Source organism: Robbsia betulipollinis (assembly GCF_026624755.1).
GTDB lineage: Bacteria > Pseudomonadota > Gammaproteobacteria > Burkholderiales > Burkholderiaceae > Robbsia > Robbsia betulipollinis.
The window spans coordinates 382,077-405,763 of sequence record NZ_JAPMXC010000001.1 but is presented as its reverse complement, the minus strand read 5'-3'; the positions used below and the strand labels follow the sequence as shown (position 1 = coordinate 405,763).

At 69.1% G+C, this 23,687-nt stretch carries 18 protein-coding genes; 8 read left to right on the top strand and 10 right to left on the bottom strand.

The window, feature by feature from the left end:
- Nucleotides 1–10 precede the first annotated feature (10 nt).
- Complete coding sequence (atzF, locus tag OVY01_RS01805) at nucleotides 11–1,882, bottom strand: allophanate hydrolase (RefSeq protein ID WP_267845193.1); 1,872 nt, start codon at nucleotides 1,880–1,882, stop codon at nucleotides 11–13.
- Nucleotides 1,883–2,230: 348 nt separating this feature from the next.
- Between atzF and OVY01_RS01800 the strand changes: the two genes are divergently transcribed.
- Nucleotides 2,231–5,815: a hypothetical protein gene (locus tag OVY01_RS01800; RefSeq protein WP_267845191.1), complete on the top strand. Its 3,585-nt coding sequence runs from the start codon at nucleotides 2,231–2,233 to the stop codon at nucleotides 5,813–5,815.
- A gap of 26 nt (nucleotides 5,816–5,841) precedes the next feature.
- Here OVY01_RS01800 and fliR read toward each other — a convergent pair whose 3' ends face one another.
- Genes fliR through fliL form a run of 7 tightly spaced genes read right to left on the bottom strand, consistent with a single transcriptional unit; the run spans nucleotide 5,842 to nucleotide 10,085 of the window.
- Entirely contained in the window at nucleotides 5,842–6,639 is a 798-nt protein-coding gene (gene fliR / locus OVY01_RS01795) for a flagellar biosynthetic protein FliR (RefSeq protein ID WP_267845189.1), read from the bottom strand.
- Between the two features lie 30 nt (nucleotides 6,640–6,669).
- Nucleotides 6,670–6,939: a flagellar biosynthesis protein FliQ gene (gene fliQ / locus OVY01_RS01790; protein WP_267845188.1), complete on the bottom strand. Its 270-nt coding sequence runs from the start codon at nucleotides 6,937–6,939 to the stop codon at nucleotides 6,670–6,672.
- A gap of 11 nt (nucleotides 6,940–6,950) precedes the next feature.
- Nucleotides 6,951–7,781 (bottom strand): flagellar type III secretion system pore protein FliP, encoded by an 831-nt coding sequence (gene fliP, locus OVY01_RS01785; protein ID WP_267845187.1) that lies wholly within the window; start codon nucleotides 7,779–7,781, stop codon nucleotides 6,951–6,953.
- Between the two features lie 2 nt (nucleotides 7,782–7,783).
- Entirely contained in the window at nucleotides 7,784–8,200 is a 417-nt protein-coding gene (gene fliO / locus OVY01_RS01780; RefSeq protein ID WP_267845185.1) for a flagellar biosynthetic protein FliO, read from the bottom strand.
- Nucleotides 8,197–8,586 carry a flagellar motor switch protein FliN gene (fliN, locus tag OVY01_RS01775; RefSeq protein WP_267845183.1) on the bottom strand — a complete coding sequence of 130 codons (390 nt, stop codon included), beginning with the start codon at nucleotides 8,584–8,586 and terminating at the stop codon, nucleotides 8,197–8,199. The genes fliO and fliN overlap by 4 nt, the downstream gene beginning before the upstream one ends.
- Entirely contained in the window at nucleotides 8,579–9,586 is a 1,008-nt protein-coding gene (fliM, locus tag OVY01_RS01770; protein ID WP_267845182.1) for a flagellar motor switch protein FliM, read from the bottom strand. The genes fliN and fliM overlap by 8 nt, the downstream gene beginning before the upstream one ends.
- A gap of 4 nt (nucleotides 9,587–9,590) precedes the next feature.
- The gene (gene fliL, locus OVY01_RS01765) at nucleotides 9,591–10,085 is read right to left on the bottom strand and encodes a flagellar basal body-associated protein FliL (RefSeq protein ID WP_267845180.1); all 495 of its coding nucleotides are present in this window, start codon (nucleotides 10,083–10,085) and stop codon (nucleotides 9,591–9,593) included.
- A gap of 301 nt (nucleotides 10,086–10,386) precedes the next feature.
- Here fliL and OVY01_RS01760 point away from each other — a divergent pair, with 301 nt between their 5' ends.
- The 6 genes from OVY01_RS01760 (at nucleotide 10,387) to OVY01_RS01735 (ending at nucleotide 20,564) form a co-directional block, all read left to right on the top strand.
- Nucleotides 10,387–12,177 carry a ShlB/FhaC/HecB family hemolysin secretion/activation protein gene (locus OVY01_RS01760; RefSeq protein WP_267845178.1) on the top strand — a complete coding sequence of 597 codons (1,791 nt, stop codon included), beginning with the start codon at nucleotides 10,387–10,389 and terminating at the stop codon, nucleotides 12,175–12,177.
- Between the two features lie 124 nt (nucleotides 12,178–12,301).
- Nucleotides 12,302–13,645 carry a two-partner secretion domain-containing protein gene (locus OVY01_RS01755; protein ID WP_267845176.1) on the top strand — a complete coding sequence of 448 codons (1,344 nt, stop codon included), beginning with the start codon at nucleotides 12,302–12,304 and terminating at the stop codon, nucleotides 13,643–13,645.
- A 76-nt stretch (nucleotides 13,646–13,721) separates the two neighbouring features.
- Nucleotides 13,722–15,197, top strand: coding sequence for a two-partner secretion domain-containing protein (locus tag OVY01_RS01750; protein WP_267845174.1), 1,476 nt, complete (start codon nucleotides 13,722–13,724; stop codon nucleotides 15,195–15,197).
- Nucleotides 15,198–15,301: 104 nt separating this feature from the next.
- A complete protein-coding gene (locus tag OVY01_RS01745; RefSeq protein WP_267845172.1) occupies nucleotides 15,302–17,323 on the top strand; it encodes a two-partner secretion domain-containing protein in 2,022 nt (673 codons plus the stop codon).
- 179 nt (nucleotides 17,324–17,502) lie between these two features.
- Complete coding sequence (locus OVY01_RS01740; protein WP_267845171.1) at nucleotides 17,503–18,792, top strand: two-partner secretion domain-containing protein; 1,290 nt, start codon at nucleotides 17,503–17,505, stop codon at nucleotides 18,790–18,792.
- A gap of 89 nt (nucleotides 18,793–18,881) precedes the next feature.
- On the top strand, nucleotides 18,882–20,564 hold the full coding sequence (locus tag OVY01_RS01735; protein WP_267845169.1) for a two-partner secretion domain-containing protein: 1,683 nt from the start codon (nucleotides 18,882–18,884) through the stop codon (nucleotides 20,562–20,564).
- Nucleotide 20,565: 1 nt separating this feature from the next.
- Here OVY01_RS01735 and OVY01_RS01730 read toward each other — a convergent pair whose 3' ends face one another.
- Nucleotides 20,566–21,348: an aldolase gene (locus OVY01_RS01730; RefSeq protein WP_267845167.1), complete on the bottom strand. Its 783-nt coding sequence runs from the start codon at nucleotides 21,346–21,348 to the stop codon at nucleotides 20,566–20,568.
- A gap of 185 nt (nucleotides 21,349–21,533) precedes the next feature.
- Here OVY01_RS01730 and OVY01_RS01725 point away from each other — a divergent pair, with 185 nt between their 5' ends.
- The gene (locus OVY01_RS01725) at nucleotides 21,534–22,169 is read left to right on the top strand and encodes a helix-turn-helix domain-containing protein (RefSeq protein WP_267845165.1); all 636 of its coding nucleotides are present in this window, start codon (nucleotides 21,534–21,536) and stop codon (nucleotides 22,167–22,169) included.
- Nucleotides 22,170–22,204: 35 nt separating this feature from the next.
- On the opposite strand, the gene OVY01_RS01720 is transcribed toward OVY01_RS01725, so the two are convergent.
- Nucleotides 22,205–23,524 (bottom strand): MFS transporter, encoded by a 1,320-nt coding sequence (locus OVY01_RS01720; RefSeq protein ID WP_267845163.1) that lies wholly within the window; start codon nucleotides 23,522–23,524, stop codon nucleotides 22,205–22,207.
- Nucleotides 23,525–23,687 lie beyond the last annotated feature (163 nt).

Below are 23,687 nucleotides of genomic sequence, written 5' to 3'. Positions count from 1 at the left end.
GCGGGCTGGGTCAAAGGGGTTTCGGGGCGCCGGGGGCGGCAGCGGCGGCGGTGGCACGGGCGGCGCGATCGGTGATATACGCGCGCCAGCCGCCGAACGCGGTGACGTCGGTCGCGGCCGGGAGGTCGGCGGGTTCGCAGATGAAGCCCTTGACCTGGCGGCCGTCGGCGAGCGTCAGCGTGCCGATGCCCAGGGGCGCGGGCACGCCGGCGACGAAGCCGCCGAATGCCGTGCCGGGCACGTCCCACAGCTCGACGACGATGGGGGCGCCGGTTTCGGCGGGCGCGACGCGCAACAGGCCCGGCTTGGGCGGCGTCGTGTTGGCGAGCGCGAACAACCGGTAGTGCGCGGCGGTCGTGGTTTCCTCGACGAAGCGTGCGTCGCGGCTGGTGAGTTCGTGGTTCAGCGGCATGCCGCGCAGGTGCGCACCGACCACGGCGACGCGGATCGTGGCGCGCGCCTCCTCGGCCGCGAGGCGCGCCTGCTCGAAAGCCGATTGCGTGTCGGTGGCAGGCAGGGGCAGGCCGGTTGCACCCCGCGGCAGACCGGTGCCGGCGTGGAAACGGGCGGCGTAGTGCGCGAGCGCGCCCTCGCGCCAGGTGCCGCCGATGAGCGTGATGCCGAACGGCAGCCCGTCGGGGCGCAGACTCGCCGGCACGGAGACCGCGCTCCAGTCCAGCAGATTCACATAGTTCGTATACGTGCCCAGACGGCTGTTCAGCAGAATCGGCTCGGCCTGCATCGCCGCGATCGTATAGTGCGTCGGCGCCGTGGGTACCACCAGCGCGTCGACACTACCGAGCAGGGCGTCGGCCTGCCGTTTCAGGTCCGCGAGGCGGTACACGCCGTCGAAGGCGTCGGCGGCGCTGAACTGGCGGGCCTTGAAGATCACTTCGCGCACGACGGGATCGATCGCGTCCGGATGCGACTCGGCGAATTGCCGGATCGCCGCGTAGCGTTCCGCCACCCAGGGGCCGTCATAGAGCAGCGCGCTGACCTGTTCGAGAATCGCGAAATCGAGCGGCACGAGTTGCGCGCCGCTGGCTTCGAGGGCGGCCAGAGCCTGCCGGAACGCGTCCGCGGCGAGGGCGTCGCCGAAGAATTCCGGTGCGTCGGGAATGCCCAGGCGGGGGCGCTCGGGCAGCCGCGCGGCCAGCACCGGCATGGGCGCCGCGCGCGACAGGCCGTCCTCGGCATCGAAGCCGGCCGCGATGGCGTACACCTCGGCGGCATCTTCCATCGACGTCGCGAAGATGCTGACGCAGTCCAGCGTCCGGCAGGCGGGCACGACGCCGCGCCCGCTCAGCGCGCCGCGCGTGGGCTTGAGTCCGACGATGTTGTTCAGGCCGGCGGGCACGCGGCCGGAACCCGCCGTGTCGGTGCCCAGCGAAAAGGGCACCAGGCCACGCGCCACCACCGTGGCGGAACCGGAACTCGAACCGCCGGACACATAGGCCGGGTCGAAGGTATTGACCGGCACGCCGTAGGGCGTGCGCGTGCCGTTGAGACCGGTGGCGAATTGGTCGAGGTTGGTTTTGCCGACGACTATCGCGCCCGCGTCGCTCAGGCGCTGGATCAGCGTGGCGTCGCGCGACGGCGCGTACGCGAACGCCGGGCAACCGGCGGTCGTCGTCAAACCCATGACGTCGATATTGTCCTTCGCGGCGAAGGGCACGCCATAGAGGGGGAGGACGGACGGCGCGCGTCCCGCCAGCCGCTCGTCCAGACGCGCAAGCTGCGCATCCAGCGCGGCCTCGTCGATGAGCGAGATCCAGGAGGAATCGTTCTCGGGCAGGCTGGCGAGCAGCGCGCGCAGCAGATCCCGCGGTTGCGCGCCGTTTGCATAGGCCGCGCGCCAGTCGTGGAGCGTCCATCCGTGCATGCGTGTTTCCTCTTGTGTACAAGTGCGTATCCCAACGTAATACAAGTTGTGTGCCAGGCGAGGGCGCGTGTGTGGGCCCGACGGCGCATGGGCGACGATCGTGCCGCCCGCCGGGCGCGCGGCCGTCGGCGGTGCATGTCGCCCTGTTCGGGGGCGTCGCGCCCCGTAGCAGTGCGCATGGCGATGATTCATCGCGCCGGCGGCGTCGCGTGCTCGCGTCGACGGGGGCGAAGCGCCGGAAAATGACCTGACCTGCGCGCGGTTATCGTGAGCATTCCTGAATCAAAGCGGACTAACGCTGCCGACGATGGCCGTCGCGCGCGCTGCGCTCAACCTTCGAGTCTCTCTATGCCGCTTGCTACCGTGCATCGCAACGTCTCTCCGCCTGGCGTTTCGGCTCGGGCCGAAGGGGGGCGGGCGCGGCGCGCGACCCTGCCCACCGCCCGCCGGGTCGGGGGGAGCGCCGCACCCGTCTGGCTGGCGGGGGTCGTGATCGCGATGGGCTGGCCGGCACCCGGCGTCGCGCAGGTCGGGAATGCGCCGCTCTCGGGCCTGCCGCTTGCTGCGCCGCTGGCGGCGCCGCCGCCCAGCGTCGCGCCGCGGGAGGGGCCGGCGGTGCCGGTGCCGGAGTCGACGCCCGTGGCGCCGATCGTGGCGCCGATCGTGGCGCCGATCGTGGCGCCGATCGTGGCGCCACCCGTTGCGCCGCCCGTTGCGTCGATCGTGGTGCCGCCCGTTGCGCCGATCGTGGTGCCGGCGCCTGACGCTGTGCCGCCATTGCCTTCGTCGCGGGTGCCCACCACGCCGGTGCCCTCGTCGCAGACCGCCTCGCCGGGGCCTGCATGGCCGCCGGGCGAGGTGTCGGCGGTGGGAGGCGGCAGTCCCATCTGGACGCCGGGCGGTCCCGTGGAGGGGCCGGCGGCCGCCCTGGCCGTCGCGCTTCCCGTCATGCCGCCCGTCGCCCTGCCCGTCGCCCTGCCCGTCGCGCCGATAGCGGTCCCGGCGCCCGACGCCGTGCTGGCGCTGCCCTCGTCACGGGTTCCCACCACGCCGATGCCGCCGGCGGATGCCGTTTCGCCGCGGCTCGCCTGGCCGTCGGGCAGGACGCCGTCCGCGGCTGGAGACGGCGGCCGCATCTGGATCTCCGGCAGTGACGCCGTCGTGGTGGCCGGGGAACTGGACGTCGGCGCGGCACCCCGGGCGATTCCGGGTCGGATCCTGATCGAGTCGAGCGATCTCGCGGTGACCACGCTTCCTGGACCCGCGGCGATCGCCGCTCGGGCGGCCATCGCGATGACGGGCGCGATCGATGCGACGACGCTATCGCGCGCGCTGGAGACCGGCGACGTGACGATCATCGCGCACGCGCGGGCCACCGAGGGGCGCGGCAACATCACAGTGCGCGCGCCGGTCGGCTGGCGTGCGGATACGGCCCTGACGCTGCGCGCCGCCGGCACGGTGGATTTTCACAACGCCGTGACCGCGCTGGGCCACGCCGCGTCGGTGCATATCGGCACGCGCGCCGGCACCTATCCGCGCTTCCACGGCGGCCTCGTGTCGTTCTACGGCGCCGGGGCGGCTTTGTCGATCAACGACAAATCGTACTCGCTGCTGCAACACCCGGAAGAGCTGCGCGACATCGGCGACCGCCCGGGAGCGTATTTCGCGCTGGCGGGCGGTATGGATCTGCGCGGCGTGGCCTTCCACGCCATCGGTCCGGAATTCGGCGCCCGGCTCAGGCACTTCGAGGGGTTGGGACATCGGATCACCGCCGCGCGCATCGTCGAACCCGGCGGTCGCGGTGTCGGTCTGTTCAGCCGCCTGGATAACGGTGCCGTGGTTTCCAATCTGAACGTGCACCAGGCACTGGTCTCGGGAGCGGGCGACGTGGGTACGATCGCCGGCGAGATGCATGGGCAAAGCCGGCTTATCCGCGTGCAGGTGACCGATTCGGTCGCGATATCGACCTCGCGCGTCGTCGATACGCCGCAGGCGACCGGCGGCCTCGTGGGCGTGCTCGGCGAGCAGGCGCATATCGTCGCGTCGTCGGTGTCGGGCATGCGCGTGGAAGGCTATCGGGACGTCGGCGGCATCGCGGGGCGGATGGAAGGCGATGCCCATGCGCTGCAGGTCAATGCCGATGGCATCCTGCGGGGCGGCTGGAACACGGGCGGCGTGGCCGGCGCGCTCGCGCAGCGCGCCCGGATCGTCGACGGGCACTGGAACGGCAGCATATCGAGCGTACTGGGCGAAAGCCGGCATGGCGCGGGGGGGGTGGTGGGCCGGCAAAGCGGGGGGCTCGTCGACGGCGCGAGCGCAGCGGGCCGGGTGACGGGCATGCACTGCGTCGGCGGCGCCGTTGGCGAGATGACGGGCCATGCGACCCTGCGCGGCGTCACCGTGAGCAATCATGTCCAGGGACAGGATCGCATCGGCGGCCTGGTGGGCGCGACGCGACCGGGCAGCAAGGTGATCGATAGCGTCATGTCGGGCGTGGTCGTGGGAGAGCGCCTGGTAGGCACGCTGGTGGGAGACCTCTCCGGCGGCGTGTTGCTGCGCTCCCGCGCGGACGCGCCGAGGCCTGGCGGGGAGGCGCCTCTCGTGGGCCGTCTGGGGGCGAACCCCGTCGCGCAGGCCACGTTGTTGCGTCCCGGGGCGGCCGTCGAGGCGGCGCGGCGGGAAGTGTCGGGCGACTTCAGCGCACTGGATGGCGCGTTCCCCGACGCGCCGAGGCGGTCTTTGACGCAGAGTGTTCTCGCGTTGCTGACGCAACCCCGCGAACGAGCGATCAATGCCCTGTATTCGCCGCGCTTGCAGGGCGTCGAAGCGGCGCCGGCGGCCTTCGCGCCGGAAAGTGGTTCGCTACAGGATCTGCGCGCGGATCTGCGCGGCCCATGGTTGGCGCGCGGGGCGGACGTTGCCTCGGTGGCGCGCCTGCGGTCGATCCCGGTGATCGACCGGTCCCGGTTCATGAATACGCGGGTCGCGCCGCTCCCGCGCGCGGTGCCGCATGCCAGCGCGGTGGTGAGCCGGGGCGAGACCCCGACGCTCGGCGCGGTGCCCGTTCCCCACACCGCGCCGGCCTGGTACCCGGCGCCGGTCGCGAACGCGGCGTCGGTGCGCAGGGCGGCGGCGGGCGTGGTGCTGGCGTCGAGCACCGCGTCCCTCCCCGACGTTGCGCCGGTCGCGGACGAGGCGCCGATTCCGGGCGCGGTGTCGGCGAGTGCCGTGCCGCAGGCGAACGAGGTGCCGGCACGAAGTGCGGCGCCGCTGCCCGACGCGGACCCCGCCCCGCATGCGGCGCCGCATTCCGGTGTCCTGCCGAGCTTGGTCGCGCCGCCGCCGGACATCCATCCCTGGCGCGCGACGGCGTCTGTGCGCCCGCTTTCCGCGACGCGTGCCTTGCCTGCGATTCGCTGCATCGACCATTGGCCCAGGCCCGCGCCGCTTCACCCGAACGCGACGACCATGGCAGCGGCGCGGCGCACGGCCGATGCCACGAGAGCGGTTCCAGCGCCGGCGCGTCACGGGGTCACGATATCGCGGTCGGCCGAGGCGCCCGTGCGTCGCATCGCCGACACCGCGAGGCCGGGGCCGACGTCCGCGCGTCTCGCGCTCGACACGCCCAGGCCCGCTGCGGCACCGATACGTGGCAGGGTGGACTCACCCAGGCCGGCCGCGGCACCGATACGTGCCAGGGCGGGTTCGCCCAGGCCGGTCGAGGCACCGATACGCGTAACGGTGGACGCGGCCGGATCGGCCGAGATGCCGGCGCGGCGCGTGATCGACGCATCGAGGTCCACGGAGACGCCGGGGCGTCGTCTGAGCCATGCCCTGACGGGATTCGGGCGCGGGGCGTCCGGCATGGCGCCGGCGTCGCCGCCTGCGGTGGCCCTGCCGCCCCTGCATCGCGGCAGCGGGCCGTTTCCCTGACGCCGGGTGTGCCGGCGCGACCGTCGTCAGTGATGATAGCCCTGCTGGATCCGGTCCAGCGTATCCTGGCCGAGGTCGAACAGATGCATCAGAAAGGGCGTCGCGTTCGGCAGCACCAGATCGATCACCAGAAAGCCGGTGATCAGCGTGATCGCGAAGCCCACCTGGTAAATGCCGATCTGCGGCGCGGCGCGGTTCAGGATGCCGAGCGCGAGATTCGCGATCAACAGCGCCGCCACCACGGGCAGCGACAGCATCAGGCCGGCCCAGAACACCAGCGTGCCCCAGTCCGCCAGCAGATGCCAGTGCGCGCCGTCGACCAGCAGCCCGGGGCGATCGGCGACGATCGGCATCGTCTGGAACGTTCCCGCGAGCGTGGCGATCAGGCGCAGGTGACCGTCGACCGCGAGGAACACCAGCGTCGCGATGATCTGCAGAAAGCGCGCGAGCGCGAGCGTCGAGCCGTCCGAACCCGGCGCGATGAGCTGCGCGAACGACAGCCCCATCTGCAGGCCCGCGAACTCGCCGGCGCTCTCGACCGCGGCGAACACGACCCGCATCGTCAGGCCCATCGACGCGCCGATCAGCATCTGTTCGCCGAGCAGCCAGAGCCCCGCGCCGCTGCCGACATTGACGGCGGGCAGGGCGCCGAGGGTGGGTGCCACCAGCACCGACAACAGCGCCGCGAGGCCGACCTTGACGCGCGCCGGAATGGCGCGCTCGCTCAGCACGGGGGCGGTGGTGATCAGGGCGAGGAAGCGGGCGAAGGGCCAGACGAACAGGCCAAGCCAGGTTTCGAGCTGGGCGGAGGTGAGCGAGAGCATCGGCGGCGGGCGTTCAGGACGGCGCCGGCATCAGCCGATCATGCCCGGGATCCCGTTGAGCATCTGGCGCATGTAGTCGAGCATCAGGTTCAACATCCACGGCCCGGCGACGATCAGCGCGACGAAGACGGCGATCAGCTTGGGGATGAACGACAGCGTCGATTCGTTGATCTGGGTGGCGGCCTGGAACAGGCTCACCACCAGGCCCACGGCGAGCGCGACCAGCAGCAGCGGGGCCGAGAGCATCAGCGCGACCTGCATCGCCTGGTGCGCGATCGTCATGACGGTTTCCGGAGTCATCGAATGGCGTCCTACGTCAGAAAGCTTTGCGCGAGCGAACCGATCAGCAGTTGCCAGCCATCGGCGAGCACGAACAGCATCAGTTTGAACGGCAGCGAAATAGTGGCGGGCGAGACCATCATCATGCCCATCGACATCAGCACGCTGGCCACTACCAGATCGATGATCAGGAAAGGGATGAAGATCGTGAAGCCGATCTGGAAGCCGGTCTTGATCTCGCTGGTGGCGAAGGCGGGCAGCAACAGGCGCAGCGGCACGTCCTCGGGGCCGTTCATCGGCGGCGCCTTGGCGATCTTCGCGAACAGGGCGAGATCGGATTCGCGCGTCTGGCGCAGCATGAAATGCTTGAAGGGTTCGACGCCGCGCTGCAACGCGTCGTCGAAGCCGATGCGGTTTTCCGAGAAAGGCTTGTAGGCGTCCTGGTAGGCCGTGTTCAGCACCGGCGACATCACGAAGAAGGTGACGAACAGGGCGAGCCCCACCAGCACCTGGTTCGGCGGCGTCGACGCGGTGCCGATCGCCTGGCGCAGCAGCGACAGCACGATGATGATCCGCGTGAAGCTGGTCATCATCAGCAGCATGGCCGGCAGGAACGACAGCATCGTCAGCGTCAGCAGCGTCTGCACCGACAGCGAATAGGTCGTGCCGCCGTTCGGGCCGGCGGCGGTGTTCAGCGCGGGCAGCGCCGCCGTCTGCGCCCAGGTGTCGGGGGCGAGCAGCAGCAGCGTCGCGCCGAGCAGGATGCCGAGCGCCGCCAGCGGCGCCGCGCGTGACGGCTGCGGCCGTCGTGCCGGGGACGATGCGGCGCGGGCGCGCACGATGGAATACGGAAGCGGCAGCATCGTCAATCCTTGCCCGGCACGTTGAATTTGGCGCGTAACTGCCGCGCGAACGCGGCCTGGAACGACGGCGTCGCGCCGGCCGGCGCGGCCGCGTCCACGGTACCCTGCGCGGGCAGGGTGTGCAGCGAGCGGACATTGCCCGGCGCCACGCCCAACACCAGCCAGGTATCCGCGACCTCCACCACCACGACGCGCTCGCGGGTGCCGAGCGAGGCGCTGCCCACCACCTTGACCAGACCGCCCTGGCGCGTCGGCTTGATGCCCAGGCGCCGCGCCAGCCAGCCGCAGGCGAACACCGCGCCGATCACCACGATCAGGCCGAAAACGGCCTGGAAGATGCCGCCGACGCCGAGCGCCGGCACGGCGCTGCCGAGAACCGGCACGGCCGACGCCGCATGCGCGAAGGTGGCCGTGCTCATCGGTTCAGTTTCCGGATGCGTTCGGACGGCGTGATCACGTCGGTGAGCCGGATGCCGAATTTGTCGTTGACCACCACCACTTCGCCCTGGGCGATCAGGCAGCCGTTGACCAGCACGTCCATCGGTTCGCCGGCCAGGCCGTCGAGTTCGACGACGGAGCCCTGCGCGAGCTGCAGCAGGCTCTTGATCGCGATCTTGGTGCGGCCGAGTTCCACCGTCAGCTGGACCGGGATGTCGAGGATCATCTCGATGTCGTTCGGCTTGTCGTTGCCGTTGCCGCCGACCAGCGGCTGGAACACGCCGCCGCCCGAGGGTTTCAGCGGCGCGCTTTCCTGCTCGGCGAGCGCGCTGGCCCAGTCGTCCATACCGTCGATGCTTTCACTCATTTCCGCTCTCTTGGCCGTCCCGGGCCGAATCGCTGGCGCGGACCATCCGCGCCACACGCAATGCATACTGGCCGTTGAAGATGCCGTACGTGCATTCCATCACCGGCACGCCGTCGACCTTCGCGACCACTTCCTCCGGCATGTCGAACGGAATCACGTCGCCGACGCGCATCTCCAGAAGCTGGCGAAAGTTGCTGCGGATCTCCGCGAGATTGACGCAGATGTCGACGTCCGCCGACTGCACCTGCTGGGACAGCAGGCGCACCCAGCGCTTGTCGACCTCGAGCGCCTCGCCCTGCAAGGGGCTGCTGAGCAGGTCGCGCAGCGGCTCGATCATCGAGTAGGGGGTGCAGATGTGCAACTGACCGCCGCCGGCGCCGAACTCGATCGTGAAGGTGGTGGTGACCACCACCTCGTTCGGCGTCGCGACGTTCGCGAACTGGGTGTGCAGCTCGGCGCGCACGTACTGGAATTCGACCGGGTAGACCGGCTTCCACGACGCGCCGTAGTGTTCCAGCACCAGGTTCAGGATCTTGAGGATGATGCGTTGTTCGGTGGGTGTGAAATCGCGCCCTTCCACCCGCATGTGAAACCGGCCGTCGCCGCCGAACAGGGTGTCGACGATATGGAAGATCAGCTGCGGGTCGCAGATGAACAGCGCCGTGCCGCGCAACGGCTTGATGTGCACCAGATTCAGATTGGTGGGCACCGGCAGGTTGCGCATGAACTCGCCGTATTTCTGCACCTTGACCGGGCCGACCGAGATTTCGGCGCTGCGACGCATGAAGTTGAACAGGCCGCCGCGCAACAGCCGCGCGAAGCGCTCGTTGATGATTTCGAGCGTCGGCATCCGGCCGCGGACGATGCGTTCCTGCGTCGCGATGTCGTAGTCGCGGATGCCCGCGCTGTCGACGCCGACGGGCGCGGCGTCGGTCTCGCCGTTGACGCCCTTGAGTAGCGCGTCGACTTCCTCTTGTGAGAGAAACTCTTCGGTCGACATGCCGTTACTGGATCACGAAGTCGGTGAACAGGACGCCATTGACTTTCGCGTGGCTGCCGTCCTTGACGAAGGGTTGCTCGACCGTCTTCATGATTTCGTCCGACAGTTTGTTCTTGCCCGCCACCGTCGACAGATCCTCCGCGTGCTTGGACGACAGCAACAGCAGGATGCGGCTGCGGATCTCGGGAAGATAGGTGGTCAGGTTCTTCGTCGCTTCCTCGTCTTCCACCTTCAGCGTCAGGCCGAGATGCAGATAGTGGGCGTCGCCGTCGTCGGTCGCCAGATTGACCGTGAAGGCGTCAAGCGGGAAGAACACCGGCGGCAAAACCTTCGCGGGCGCGCTGCCGTGGCTCGCCGATTTGAAGAAGTAGAAGGCGGCGCCGCCGCCGCCCAGCAACAGCACGATGATGACCACCAGCAAAATCAGCAGGAGCGGACTCTTCTTGCCTTCCGCCTTCTCCGCCTTGCCGCCCGCGCCCTTGGCTGCAGCTGCACTCATTTTCAAGATCCTCGTATCGCCTGGGTTGTGCCGGGTAACGCCTTTTCCTAAGGCTGAATCATGCCCGAGGCACGCGCCGACGATCGATGGAACAGACAGGACAATGGTCGCCAGTTCAAGGCTTTGGGCGCAGAACCCCGGCGCCCCGTGCCGATGCCGTGTCGGCCCGCCCGAAGCGCGTCGGGGCGGGGGCGGGAGGACGTCGCTATCATCCGCCGCGGCGCTGCATCGACGCGTGGCGGATGAGCCGTCGTCGCATGCCGGGTCGCCGCGCTCTCCCCTTCTCCTCGACGACACGCACATGACGCCACCATTTCGCAGGGCCGCGATTATCCGTCACATCGCCGGCCGCATCGCCACCATGGGTTTGCTGCTCGGCTGCGCCGCCGCCCGGGCCCAGGACGCGGCGTTGCTCGCACCCGACACGCTGGCGTCGCCGGCCTACGACGACGACACGACGATCGAGATGGTCGAGCCGCCGCGCGCGGCAACCACGGCGCCGCGCCTGGACGGTGCGTCTGACGCCACGCGCATCCGGATCGATGCGGTGGACCTGGACGAGGGGCCGCAGGCAAGCGACGCGCGCACCGCCGCGACCTTGCGCGCGGCGGTGGCGCACTTTCGCGCCACGCTGCTTGCCGCGCCGCTGCCGCAGAGCGCGATCCTCGATGCGGCGGAAACGCTGGAGGCGGCCTATGCACGCGCGGGTTTCGTGCTGGTGCGGGTGGTGGTGCCCGAGCAGGCGCTCGACGCGGGCGCGCGCCTGCGCGTGATCGTCGTGGACGCGTATCTCATGGCCGTGGATACGAGCGCGGTGCCGCAGGCGGTGCGGGCGCACGTGGCGGCGGTTCTCGCGCCCCTGGTAGGCCGCCGGGGGGTGCGCTACGCCGAAATCGAGCGGCAACTGCTGCTGGCGGGCGATGCCTCGGGCGTGACGTTGCAGTCGCAACTGGTCGCGGGCGCGCTCTCGGAGTCGAGCATGCTGGTGGTGGCGGCGCAGTACCGTCCGGTGACGGCGGCCATCAGTGCGGACACGCACGCGAGCACGGCGATCGGTGGCTGGAGCGCCGGTCTCGAACTCGACCTGCATTCCCTCGCGCATCGTGGCGAAACCGTCTATTTCCGTGCGCGCGGGTACCCCGGGCCGCATCGACACGGCATTCTCGGCGCCGAACCGCGCAACCGACTGCTCGCCGGCGGCATCGTGATGCCCCTCGGCAATCACGGCCTGAGCGCGGGTTTCGAGGCGATCGCGGTGCGTGCCGCCCCGCAGACGAACGCGCCGTATGGCTTCCTCAGCGAATACGACCGCTACTCGATGCGGTTGCGCTACGCGCTGCGTCGTTCGCAGGAAAGCAATATCGGGCTGGAGGCGGCGTTCGACCTGCAACGCGACCACACCGACCTGCGCTACGCGGGCCGGCGCATCGTTTGGTCGCGGGACCGGCTGCGGGTACTGCGCCTGGGAAGCACGGCGTCCTGGCGGGTGTCCGCGCACGGTCAGCTGCACGGCGGCGTCACCACCTCGTTCGGTCTGAACACACTGGGCGCCCGCGCCCGGCCGCCAGCGGGTGCGGATGACGTGCCCCTGTCGCGCATGGGTGCCGATGCGGGCTTTCGCAAGCTGGTGCTCTCCGCGGGCTATTCCCAGTGGCTGGGGCCGCATCTGGGCGTCGAGGTCCAGGCCCGCGCGCAGACCGGCTTCAACCAGCCGATGGCCGCGTCCGAGGGGATGAGCCTCGGCGGCCCCGGCGCGCTCTCGCCGTTCGAGCCCAGCGCGCTCTTCGGCGATACGGGCGCGCTCGTGCGCGGCGAGGTCTTTTCGCGCTGGCAGTTGCCGACCCGTTTCGGCACGACCTCGGCCAGTCCCTATGCGTTTGCCGCGCTCGGCTCCGTGGCGCTCGCGCAGCCCACCGCGGTGCAGCGCGGCAGCGTCACGGCGCGCGCAATGGGCGCCGGCGTGCGTTTCGCCGCCGCGCCGCGGCACGCGGCGCGCAGCCTGTCGCTGGCGCTGGAATATGGCGTCGGACATCGCAACGACGGCCAGCCCGGAGAAAACCGGTTCGACGTCTCCGCGCGTCTGCATTTCTGAGACGGTGGTCACGCGAAATCATCGGTGGCGCGCCGTACCTGCGTGCGCCGACGCCGGGCACCGTGCCTTAGCCTGATGTCCATGCTCACCGCGCGGCCGTCCTTCTTCGTTTCCAGGAGTTGTCATGTCACTCAGTTTGCGGTCGTCATTCCGATGGGCGGGCATCCCGCTGCCCGCCTCGCGGCCTCCCGTGCCGTGCCGCTTGCGCCGCGCCCCCCACGCCGTGCGGGCCTGGGTGTTCGGCGCGTGGCTGGTCTGCGGCCCCGCGCACGCGCTTGCGCCGTTCGCGCTTCCCGAGGGCGAACACGTGAGGGAAGGCGCGGTCGCCATCACACGCGACCCGGGCGGCATGCGGCTGGACCAGACCAGCGAGCACGCGATCATCGATTGGCGGTCGTTCGATATCGGGCGGCGCACCACGGTGCAGGTACGGCAAAACTCGCCGCAATCGATGCTGCTGAACCGGGTGACCGGCATGACCGTGAGCGAACTCGCGGGCGGTCTCGCGGCCGACGGCCGCATCTATCTCGTGAACCCGAACGGCATCACGATCACCCCGCAGGGAACGGTCGATGCGGCCGCTTTCGTGGCGTCGACGCTCGATATCGGGAACGCCGCGTTTCTTTCGGGCGCGACCCGTTTCGGCGTCACGCGCCCCGCGTTCGGCACGCTGATGCATGCGGGACGGATCACCGCGAAGGAGGGGGGGCTGGTGGCGCTGCTCGGCCATCGGATCGAGCAAAGCGGGGCGATCATGGCGCCGCGGGGTCGGGTCGGCCTGGGCGCGGGCGCGCGAGCCACGATCACGACCGACGGCGATACGTTGCTGGTCATGACGCCGGCCGCCGAGCGTCGCGAGTCGGAACGCGCCGCCATCCTCCTGTCCGGGACCATCGACGCGGACGGTGGTCTGGTGCAGATCTCGGCGCCCCTGAGCACCGTGCTGCGTCCGGCAACCGACGAAGCGGTGAATCTGAGCGGCATGACGCGTGCGCGCACGCACGCCGCGCGACCCGGAAAAATCCTCATCGAAGGGGAGGGCGGCACTGTCCGATTGTCAGGAATGCTGAATGCAAGCGGCAGCGCCGTCAGCGGTGCCGGCAGCGACGCCGAGATTGCCGGGCACGTGGTGGGGGGCACCGTCGAGGTGAACGGGTTGCGGGTGATGGCGCAGGGGGGAGACATCGATGTCAGCGGCGAGCGGGGCGGCGGCTGCGTGGCGCTCACGGCGCGGCCCCTGGGAGGGAATGGACATGCGCGTTCGGACGACGACCGCGTGCATGACCCGTTGCTCTTCGTCGACGACACGACAACGCTCAACGCCAGCGCGACCCGGCACGGGCCGGGCGGCGAACTCAAACTCCTGTCCGCCGGCAAGGTGGTGTTCCTGGGCCGCGCGCAGGCGCGGGGCGCCGCGTCGGAAACAACGCAGACGCCCCACGCCGCGGCATCGGCGTCCGGGCAATGAGTGGCGTGTTCATCGATCGCGGGCGCAGCCTGGCGTGCGTGCGATGTTTCTTTCCATTTTCTCTTCGGAAGGCACCATGATCCTGATTCCATTGGCCTCACTACGGTATTTGTCGGGGATGCTTCGCCGGACGCGAGGCCGGCGTCTCCCCCTGCTCGGCGCTTTGCTGCTGTGCGATGTAGCGCGGGCGGTAGCGCCCGACGCGTTGCCCGTCGACGGGCTGATCCGTGAAGGCGGGATCGCGATCACGCGCGATGCGTGCGGCATGGAGATCCGGCAAACCGGGGAACGGGCGATCGTCGACTGGCGGTCTTTCGACGTGGGCCGCGACGCGTCGTTGCGCATTGCGCAGCCCTCGGCCGCGGCGATGCTTCTCAACCGCGTGCGGGGCGAAACCGGCAGCACCATCGCGGGCCAATTGCACGCGAACGGGCGGGTCTACCTGGTGAATCCGAACGGCATTCGCATCTCGTCCGGGGGGACGGTGCACGCGGCCGGGTTCGTCGCCGCCACGCTCGACATCGCCAATCACGATTTCATGAGCGGCAACCTGCACTTTGGTGCGCTGGGGCAGCCCAGCACCGGTACCGTGATCCATGACGGCAGGATTGCCATCGCGCCGGGCGGTTTCGCCGCCTTGCTCGGGCACCGCATCGTACAGACCGGGACGACACGCGCGCTGTTGGGCCAGACCGGCCTGGGCGTGGGCCAGGCGATCAGGCTGCTGCCCGGACAGGACACCTTTTTGGAAGTCACGCTCCTGGGAGAGCACTCGCCGGCCGACAGCGGTGATCTCATGGACCGACGGGTGGGTATCGTCATGACGGGCGTCATCGAAGCCGACGGCGGGCTCGTGCAGATCGTCGCGCCGATGGCGACGGCGCACGGCCGGCGCCCGCTGGAGGCAGTCAATCTCGCCGGGGTCGTGCGGGCGCGGAACGCCTTCGCGCGCAATGGGACCATTCGGGTCGATGGCGACGGCGGGATCGTGCGCCTGTCGGGACGGCTGGATGCAAGCAGCAATGAAATGCACGGCACGCTCCACCCGGGCGGGACGGTCGAAATCGATGGCCAGCAAGTGATGATGGAAGACGAGGGCATCGATGTCAGCGGCGCGCTGGGTGGGGGACGCATACGGATCGCAGCCCGCCGGGCGGCGAGCGGGGACGGCGCTAGCGTCCGCGACGGGTCGCCCGGCCCGGGAGGAGAGGCCGGCGTCGACCCCATGGTGTTCGTCGGCGCCTGGGCACGCATCAACGCCAGCGCGACCTACCGGGGCGACGCCGGCGATGTGGCGCTCGTGTCGGATGGCAGAGTCGTCTTTCTCGGGCGCGGGCAGGCACTTGGCGCCGCCTCCGCGCCAGGGCCGAGCCGGCTGACGGTGGTCGCGGAAACCGCAGTACACGACACCGCGCACCGGGGCACCGGCGCGACAACGTCGCATGCTCCGGCCCTTGCCAACTGGCAACCGTCGCCGAGGGTAGAAGAGCTGCCGTCGTTGCGTTGGACGCCGTCGCCCATCGCCGCCCCGGCTTGGAGTGACGACACGTAAGGCCGTGGTCCCGGTGGCCGGTGCGATGTCGTGCCGGTTCCCTTTCTTTCCGTTGTTTTTCGTAAGGTGCCGCGATCGTGATTCCCCCGGCTTTACCGCTACAGATGTCGGCGCCATCCGCCATGGTATTTCGCGCGGCACCGTTCCCGGCGCGGCGCGCGTGCCCGCCTCGCCGGTTCGGGCGCCGCGCGGCGTGGTGGGCGCGGTTTCAGTTGCTGTGCGCTTTGCTGTTGTGCGATGCGGCGCAGGCGCTCACGCATGACGCGCTGCCCAGCGGCGCGCAGGTTCGCGCAGGGGACGTCGACATCACGTCCGATGCGCGCGGCATGCGGATCCGGCAGGTCAGCGAACACGCAATCGTCGACTGGCGGTCTTTCGATATTGGCCGCGACGCTTCGGTGCGCATCTTTCAGCACACCAATGCGGCACTCCTCAACCGCGTGCGGGGCGATACGCCGAGCGCCATCGCGGGCGAACTGAGCGCGACCTCGATCGTGCATCTGGTGAATCCCAACGGCATCCATATCGCGGCCACCGGCTCGGTGAGCGCGGCGGGCTTCGTCGCCGCCACGCTCGACATGACCGACGCGGACTTTTTGCGCCGCGAGCTCCGTTTCGGAACGCCGACGCGGAGCGGCACCGGTACGGTCAGCCTGGACGGCACGATCACGACCGAGCCGGGCGGCTTCGCCGCGCTGCTCGGCCACCGGGTCGAACAGCGGGGAATGATCCGCACGCCATTGGGGCAGACGGGGTTGGGCGCGGGACGGGTCATCAGGCTCACGCCGGGGGACGACACGTTTCTGGAAGTCACGCTCGCGCGCGTTCTGGCCGACGCCGGCGCGCCGGGGAACCGAAATCGGGCGGCCATCGTGATGTCGGGCACCGTCGAGGCGGACGGCGGGCTCGTGCAGATCGACGCGCCCATGCCGCGCGCCCGGGCTGCCGCGGAAGCGGTCAATCTCGGCGGCGTCGTGCGGACGCGGAACGCGATGGCGCGTACCGGCGCCATTCTGGTTCATGGGAAAGGTGGCATCGTGCGTCTGGCGGGAAGGCTGGACGCGAGCAGCAATGACATGCGCGGCACGCGCGGAACGGGCGGAATCGTTGAACTCAACGGCCTGCAGGTGTCGATGGAGGAAGGCAGCATCGATGTCAGCGGGGAACTGGGCGGTGGCTGCGCGTGGGTGGTCGCGCACCGGGCGGAAGGTGAGGACGGGGAGGGCGGGGAGAGGGGTATTCGCGCCGCTGGCCGCATCCCGGTACCGGGGCGGGACGACAACGCCGACCCCCTGCTGTTCATCGACGCCGGGTCACGCATCCATGTCGAAGCGACGTACCAGGGCGAGGACGGCGACGCGCGACTCGTGTCCGCCGGCAGGATGGTCGTTCTGGCGCACGGGCACGCGTACGACGCTCCCGCGGCCGCCACGGCGAACCGGTTGAGAATCGTCGCGCGGACGGCCGCATCGAACGCCATGTCGTCCGACACGCCGCGCAGGCTGGTGCCGGCGGCGCTCTCGCCACCGATGTTGCGGTCGAGTTCACCGCCCGCCGCGCCGTCCGTCGCGCGGGGCGCGGCCGAATTGCCGCACCTCGACCTTGACGCGCTGGCGCAAGCGAGCGCGCCGATGTTGCCGCGCGCCGATTCGCGATCGGCGCTGCGCGTCTCGGTGCCCGAACCCGCCAGTTGGCAATCTTCGCTGCAATCATCGATGCAATCGTCACCGGCCGTTTCGTCCCCGTCGCCCGCGGGCTGGCACGCATCGCCTGGCGCGTTGGCGCCGCAGCGCGCGAGATGGCACTCCTCGCCCGATGCGTCCGCGCCGTCACGCGCCAGCGCCCGGGTGTCGCCGGCGGTGTCCGAGCCGCTGCCCACAAGAGGGCAGGCGTCGTCGCCGGCGCTATCCGAATCGCAGCTTTCGAGCTGGCAGCCGTCACCCATCGCGTTGCAATCGATGTCACCGCACGGGACGCCGTCGCCCACGGCCTCCGTGCAGCGGCAAGCCATCTCGCGCGCCCGAACGGCACACGGACATCGACCGGACGAAGCGGTTTCGTGGATGCCGTCGCGCGGGCGGACGTGGAGCGGCAGCGGGATGCCGCCGCCGGGCCGGGGTTCCTGACGCTTGCGAACGCTGCCATTGCCCTCGTTTTTGCCATCGCCGTCCCACGAATGGGCTGTACGGCTGGGACATGGCGTGGCACTGCCCGTATCCACGCCGGTCCATGGTGTGGTTCGTATCGTCGCCTGAACGGCCTTGGCTCCCGCCCTGGTTCCCTCACTCCGCTTCTGGATGTCATCATGCCATCGCGTTTGTCCTCGTGGTCACTGTCGCGCCCCTCACCGCCGCTCGCGATGGTCGCGATGCCGCGCGTGGCGTCCCATGCGCGGCGCGCCTGGCGGGGGCGGTGCGCGCGCATGTTGCCGCACGCCTGGCTGCTGTGGGGGCTGCTGATTTCCGGCACGGCCCAGGCGCTGGCGCCCGACGCGGTGCCGCTGGGGCCGCGCCTGCGGCAGGGGGACGCCGCCGTCGCCCGCGATGCGTTCGGGCTGCATATTGTCCAGATGGGCGATCACGTCATCATCGACTGGCAGTCCTTCGACATCGGCCGGCGGGCCGCGGTGCACGTCATGCAAACCTCCAGCGAGGCGACGCTGCTGAACCGCGTGACCGGCGCGACGGCGAGCGAGATCGCCGGCAACCTCACCGCAAGCGGGCGGGTGTTCCTGATCAACCCGAACGGCATCGGTTTCGCTTCGAGCGGCACCGTCGACGCGGCGGCGTTCGTGGCGTCCACACTCGATATCGCGGACCGGGATTTCATGGCGGGCGCGTTCCGGTTCGACGCCGCGGCGGCACCCGCCGCGGGCGTGATCGTGCAGGAGGGCGAGATCACCATCGATCCCGGCGGATTCGCGGTGTTGTTGGGCCGGCGGATCGAGCATAGCGGCGTGATCCGCACGCCGCTGGGGCAGACGGGGCTGGCGGCGGGCGATGGCGCGGCGCTCACGCCCGGCAGCGCCGAGTTCCTGCGCGTGACGCGGCCGGCCGCTGTTTCCGAACCCGGTCTCGCGGCCATTCATGCGTCCGGCATCATCGAGGCGCGTGGCGGTCTGGCGCTGTTGTCCGCGCCCGCGCGCGGCGCGGAGACCTCGGTGAATCTCAGCGGTTCCGTTCTGAGCGGGTGGGTTGCCTCGCGGGCGGGGCGCATCGTGATCGACGGCGACCGGGGCGTCGTCCGGGTGGCCGGCGTACTGGACGCGAGCAGCGGCGTGGCCGGCGATGGGCGCGAGCCGGGTGGAACGGTGGACATCGTGGCCCGGCGCGTGGTGATGGACGCTCCGACCATCGACGTGCGCGGCACGCGGGGCGGTGGCCGCGTGCGGCTCGCCGTCGATGCCATGGAGGGCGCGGACACCGTCAGGTGTTTCCCGCACACGCGGCTGCGCTTCGTCGGAAATGGGGCCGGGAGGGCAGCGCCGCTGTCGCCGGTGCTTCCGGCAGCGGCGATGTTGCCCGCGTCGTCCTCATCGCCCTCGGTTTCCCCATCTCCCGCGCCGGGGTCTTCACGGCCCGCGCCGGCGACCTGACGATCGATGGTATCGCCGTACCGCCTATGGCACGCCCTTCGCCAGTCCCGGGAAGACCTTCGGTTTCCTTTTCATTTCCATACGTTGCCATGCCATTCAGTCTGTGTTCGTCACCAACGGCGCTCGCGCGCGCCTGCCTGTTATGCATTCTTTTCGCCTCGAAGGCAGCCCCGGCAGTGGCGCCCGATGCAATGCCGCAAGGCGAGGTCGTCCGGCAAGGTCATGTCGACGTAACGCGGGATGAACGGGAAGTGCATATCGTGCAGGTCAGCGAGCGCGCGATCATCGACTGGCGATCTTTCGACATCGGCGCCCAGGCCTCGGTGCATGTCCTGCAGCCCACGACCGAGATGGTCCTGCTCAATCGCGTGACCGGTCGGACGACGAGCGAGCTTGCAGGGGGCCTTTACGCGGGGGGCCACGTCTATCTCATCAATCCGAACGGCATCCGCATCGCGCCGGGCGGGTCGGTCGACGCGGCGTCGTTCGTGGCGTCCACGCTGGACATCGGCGACCGCGATTTCGAGAACGGCGTGCTGCGTTTCGGTTCGGCGGAGCGGGGCGCGATGGGAACGATCGTACACGATGGCAGGATCGGTATCGATCCGGGCGGCTTCGTCGCACTGCTGGGTTTCCGGATCGAGCAGCGGGGAGAGATTCACGCGCCGCTGAGTCAGGTGGGACTGGGTGCCGGAACGAGCGCGGCGCTCGCACCCGGGCGTGACGACTTCCTCACGATGGCGCAGGCCGCCGGCATGCGACCGGTGGATGTCGAGGCAGACGGGACCGCCGGGAGCGTCGCGCCGCCCGCGATCGTCATGGCCGGGGACATCGAGGCCCGCGGCGGACAGGTGCAACTGAATGCGCCCATCGCCACCCGGACGCAGCACGCGACGGACGCAGCGATGGCGATCAGCGGCACGATCCGCGCGCCGCGGCATGGGCGCAGAAGCGGCACGATCCGCCTTGACGGCATCGGAGGCGTGGTGCGCCTGTCGGGGCTGCTGGAAGCGTCCAACAACGGATCCGACGTTGCGATGCTGCCGGGCGGAACGGTGTCGGTGCACGGTTCGCGAGTCGTCGTCGAGCGCATGGGTATCAATGTGAGCGGCGCGGCGGGCGGCGGGCGTGTCGTTCTCTCGACCGGCGCGCGGGAGCGCCCGACGGGCGGCTCGCCGGCGGCCGAAGCGGCTGGCGAGCCGTCGATATTGATCGACGGCCCCGCATTGATCAACGCCAACGCGACGCAACGGGGCCATGGCGGCGATATCGGCGTCCTGGCGGACGGGCCCGTGGTCATCCTCGGCAGGATGCAGGCAAGCAGCGTCGTGCGATCCATGGTGACCGACGCGAGTGCCCCGGACGGCGCCTCGCTGCCTTATTGTCAGCGGATCTCGTTTCACGCCGGGCGGGCACTGTCGCCGCTCGAACTGCCGCGCGCCCATCCGTTGGCGATGCCCGTCGCACGGCCCGCGGCACGGTTGTTCGCACGGCAGGGAATGCCGGCGGGAGCCAGCGTGCCCGCGGCGTCGCTTCCCGACTCGACGCCCAACTCGACGCCCAACTCGCCCCTGCCGTATTCCTTCGCGTCGCGGCTCGCTTCGCCTCTCAGGATCCCCGAGGCCGGGCCGCATGCGGCGGCTGCCGCGGCCTTTCCCGAAGAGCGGGTGCCGAGGCTTGTCTGGAGTCCCGACTCGAGCCAGGGCCCGAGTCCCGACCCGAGCTCCGGCCCGAGTCCCGAACCCGGCCCGGGCATGGCGCCCTGGCGATAGGTCAGGACAGACAATCGGCGTGGTTGCGCAGCGCGCGCCGGGCAAAGTAGGCGAACGTCACCGCGTCGCGTTTTTTGGTCGAAACCCAGTCATGCGCCTCCCGTGCCAATGCTTCGGGCAGGGGCTGGATGGTGCCCGCCGCCATGGCGATCAATTGCAACTTGGCGGCGCGCTCCATGAGATAGGCCAGCATGCACGCCTCCTCAATGGTCTTGCCCACCACCAGCTGGCCGTGATGGGCCAGCAAAATCGCCCGTTTCTGCCCCAACGCCGCCGAAATGATCGCGCCTTCCTCGTTGCCGACCGGGATGCCGGGCCATTTCGGCAGGAATGCGCAATCGTCGTACAGCGGACTCGTATCCATGTGCGCGATCGCCAGGGGGACCTCCAGCATCGAGAGCGCCGCGGCATACGTCGGATGCGTGTGAATGATGCAGTTCACCTCCGGCCTCGCGCGGTAGATCCAGGAATGGAAACGATTCGCGGGATTGGGAATGCCATTCCCCGCGACGACATTCAGATCCTCGTCCACCGTGATCAGATTGCTTTCCGAGATCTCGTCGAATCCCAGACCCAGCTGCTGCGTATAATACGTGCCGCTGGTCGGTGCGCGGCACGTAATCTGACCCGCCAATCCCGAATCGTGACCGCCGTCGAAGAGAATCCGGCAGCTCAACGCGAGCTTCTCGCGGGCGGTCCAGGACGCATCCCCGATCGCTTTCTCCAGGCGTTCCTGTGCGATGGAGACAAGTTCGGACTTGGACAATTCCAGGGTTTCGGCCATGGTGTGCACTCGGTTTGAAAAGTGGAAAGAGGAAAGTCAGTACGGCGCGACCGCCTCGAATAGTAGATATATTCCATTTTAATGGATATCGCGATGCCGTGCCGATGGCGGTGTCGAGCGCGGCGTGTCGGTTTTCACAAGGGCGGGACGTCACGCCCCGATTCATCCTCGAATGGAAACGAAGCATGACGACAAAGCGGCATCTGAACAACGACGAGGCGGGCGTCGACACCGTCGCGAATGCGACGGACGAGGTCGACGAAATCCGACTCCGCATGGGGCGAGAGCTCAAGAAACACCGCTCGCGCAAGGGCATGTCCCTGGACAATCTGGCCGAGATGTCGGGCGTGAGCCGGGCGATGATCTCGAAGATCGAACGGGGGCAGTCTTCGCCGTCGACCACGATCCTGTCGAAACTGGTCGACGCCCTCGACATATCGGTCTCTACGTTGATGTCCCGGCAAAGCGAGCGTCAGGATATCGTGGTGATTCGTCATCCGCAGCAACATGTCCTGACCGACCCGGTGACGGGTTTTTCACGCCGCTGCCTGTCGCCGCTCCTGCCCGGCCGGGGCCTGGACTGGTTGCTCGCCGAATTGCCCGCCGGTTCGAACACGGGGGAACTGACCGCCCATTCGCTGCCGATAGAGGAATACATCTACGTCCTCAAGGGCTCGCTGGTCGTGACCGTCGCCGACGAGATCACGACGCTCGGCGCATCGGATTCGATGTATTACCGCGCCGACGTGCCGCACCGGTTCTCCAATGTGTCGCGGGCGAGTTGCCAGTACTTCATCGTGATCAGCCCCCTGCGTGGCTAGCGCCAGTCGCCGGAGCCGGTAACGGCGTCGACATTCTACTTTTGCAAATCGCCTTTGGCTGTTTCGGGTGCGAGCCATGCGCAGAGCAGCGTCACGCAGGCCACGGCGATCAGCAGGACCGACACCGGCCAGGTCGCGCCGCCCGCCCAGCTCATCAGCACCGCGGCGGCAAGGGGCGTGAAGCCTCCCGAAATCGCGCCGCCCAGCTGGAACCCCAGCGAAGCGCCACTGTAGCGTAGCTTCGTGCCGAAAAGTTCCGATAGCCAGGCAGCCTCGGGGCCGAACATGATTCCCTGGCCCAGGCTGACCGCGAGGGCGATCGTGATCGCGATGATCGTCGGATCGCGCGTGTCGAGCAGGCGGAACTCGGGAAAGGCGAAGAGAATCGAGAACAGGCAACCGGCGAAGAACATCGCGCGCCGGCCATACAGATCGGATAGCCATCCGAAAAAGGGAATGGTGAAAAGCTCGACGCCGGCCGCGAGCAGCAGCCCGTTCAGTATCACGGTTTTCGGCAGGCCGAGGTGTCCCGTGACGTAGCTGATGGTCACGATCGTCGCCACGCTGACGAACGCGATCTCCGAGCACTTCAATCCCACCGCGAGGAAGAACGTGCGGCGGTGGTGGCTGAAAATCTCCAGCAAAGGCATCCTGATCGCCGGCTCGCGCTTCGTGGCGTTTTCGAAAACCGGGCTTTCGGAGAGCTTCAGGCGAATGAAAAGTCCCGCTCCCACGAAGAAGATGCTGATGAGAAAAGGTATCCGCCAGCCCCATTTCAGGAAAGCATCCTGCGGCAGACCGGATACGATGCCGAATATCACCGTCGAGACGATCACGCCCACGGGATACCCCAGTTGCACCAGGCTGCCGAACAGGCCGCGTCGCCCCGCCGGGGCGAACTCGACCGCCATCAGTATCGATCCGCCCCATTCGCCGCCGATTCCCAGCCCCTGGAGGAAGCGCAGCAGGATCAGCAGCGCGGGTGCCCACATGCCGATTTGCGCGTAGGTCGGCAGGCATCCAATCAGGAACGTGCCGAATCCCATGATGAGCAGCGTCAGCGACAGCATGGCCTTCCTGCCGGTGCGGTCCCCGAAATGCCCGAAAATCGCACCCCCCAGCGGACGCGCGACATAGCCGACCGCATAGGTGCCGAATGCCGCGATGGTGCCCGTCAGCGGGTTCGCCGATGGAAAGAACAACTTGTTGAAGACCAGCGCCGATGCGATTCCATAAGCGACGAAGTCGTACCATTCGAAGATGGAACCGATGACGCTGGCGATCAGAACGCGCCGGCGTTCCTGCGCGAGCGTTCGCGTGTCGCCCGATATAGACAAGAAACCCGAAGACGCCATTTTCGATCCGATGAGAAAAGATGCGTTAAATTTCTCCTAAAGTAGAGCAAAGGTTATGCCAGTGGAAATGGAATGCCGGCGGCGGTTGCGTTCTTGGGTGCAGGCCGCCGGAAGACGGAGACCCGATCGGCGCGGGGGGGGCCGTGATCGGTCCGAGGGTGGT

Excerpts from the sequence above, each read along its gene's own strand:
- fliQ (WP_267845188.1), bottom strand. The coding sequence starts at position 6,939 with ATGACTCCGGAAACCGTCATGACGATCGCGCACCAGGCGATGCAGGTC.
- OVY01_RS01755 (WP_267845176.1), top strand. The coding sequence starts at position 12,302 with ATGTCACTCAGTTTGCGGTCGTCATTCCGATGGGCGGGCATCCCGCTG.
- OVY01_RS01745 (WP_267845172.1), top strand. The coding sequence starts at position 15,302 with ATGTCGGCGCCATCCGCCATGGTATTTCGCGCGGCACCGTTCCCGGCG.
- OVY01_RS01720 (WP_267845163.1), bottom strand. The coding sequence starts at position 23,524 with ATGGCGTCTTCGGGTTTCTTGTCTATATCGGGCGACACGCGAACGCTC.
- OVY01_RS01740 (WP_267845171.1), top strand. The coding sequence starts at position 17,503 with ATGCCATCGCGTTTGTCCTCGTGGTCACTGTCGCGCCCCTCACCGCCG.
- fliM (WP_267845182.1), bottom strand. The coding sequence starts at position 9,586 with ATGTCGACCGAAGAGTTTCTCTCACAAGAGGAAGTCGACGCGCTACTC.
- atzF (WP_267845193.1), bottom strand. The coding sequence starts at position 1,882 with ATGCACGGATGGACGCTCCACGACTGGCGCGCGGCCTATGCAAACGGC.
- OVY01_RS01760 (WP_267845178.1), top strand. The coding sequence starts at position 10,387 with ATGACGCCACCATTTCGCAGGGCCGCGATTATCCGTCACATCGCCGGC.
- fliP (WP_267845187.1), bottom strand. The coding sequence starts at position 7,781 with ATGCTGCCGCTTCCGTATTCCATCGTGCGCGCCCGCGCCGCATCGTCC.
- fliR (WP_267845189.1), bottom strand. The coding sequence starts at position 6,639 with ATGCTCTCGCTCACCTCCGCCCAGCTCGAAACCTGGCTTGGCCTGTTC.
- OVY01_RS01750 (WP_267845174.1), top strand. The coding sequence starts at position 13,722 with ATGATCCTGATTCCATTGGCCTCACTACGGTATTTGTCGGGGATGCTT.
- OVY01_RS01725 (WP_267845165.1), top strand. The coding sequence starts at position 21,534 with ATGACGACAAAGCGGCATCTGAACAACGACGAGGCGGGCGTCGACACC.
- fliN (WP_267845183.1), bottom strand. The coding sequence starts at position 8,586 with ATGAGTGAAAGCATCGACGGTATGGACGACTGGGCCAGCGCGCTCGCC.
- OVY01_RS01730 (WP_267845167.1), bottom strand. The coding sequence starts at position 21,348 with ATGGCCGAAACCCTGGAATTGTCCAAGTCCGAACTTGTCTCCATCGCA.
- OVY01_RS01735 (WP_267845169.1), top strand. The coding sequence starts at position 18,882 with ATGCCATTCAGTCTGTGTTCGTCACCAACGGCGCTCGCGCGCGCCTGC.
- fliO (WP_267845185.1), bottom strand. The coding sequence starts at position 8,200 with ATGAGCACGGCCACCTTCGCGCATGCGGCGTCGGCCGTGCCGGTTCTC.
- OVY01_RS01800 (WP_267845191.1), top strand. The coding sequence starts at position 2,231 with ATGCCGCTTGCTACCGTGCATCGCAACGTCTCTCCGCCTGGCGTTTCG.
- fliL (WP_267845180.1), bottom strand. The coding sequence starts at position 10,085 with ATGAGTGCAGCTGCAGCCAAGGGCGCGGGCGGCAAGGCGGAGAAGGCG.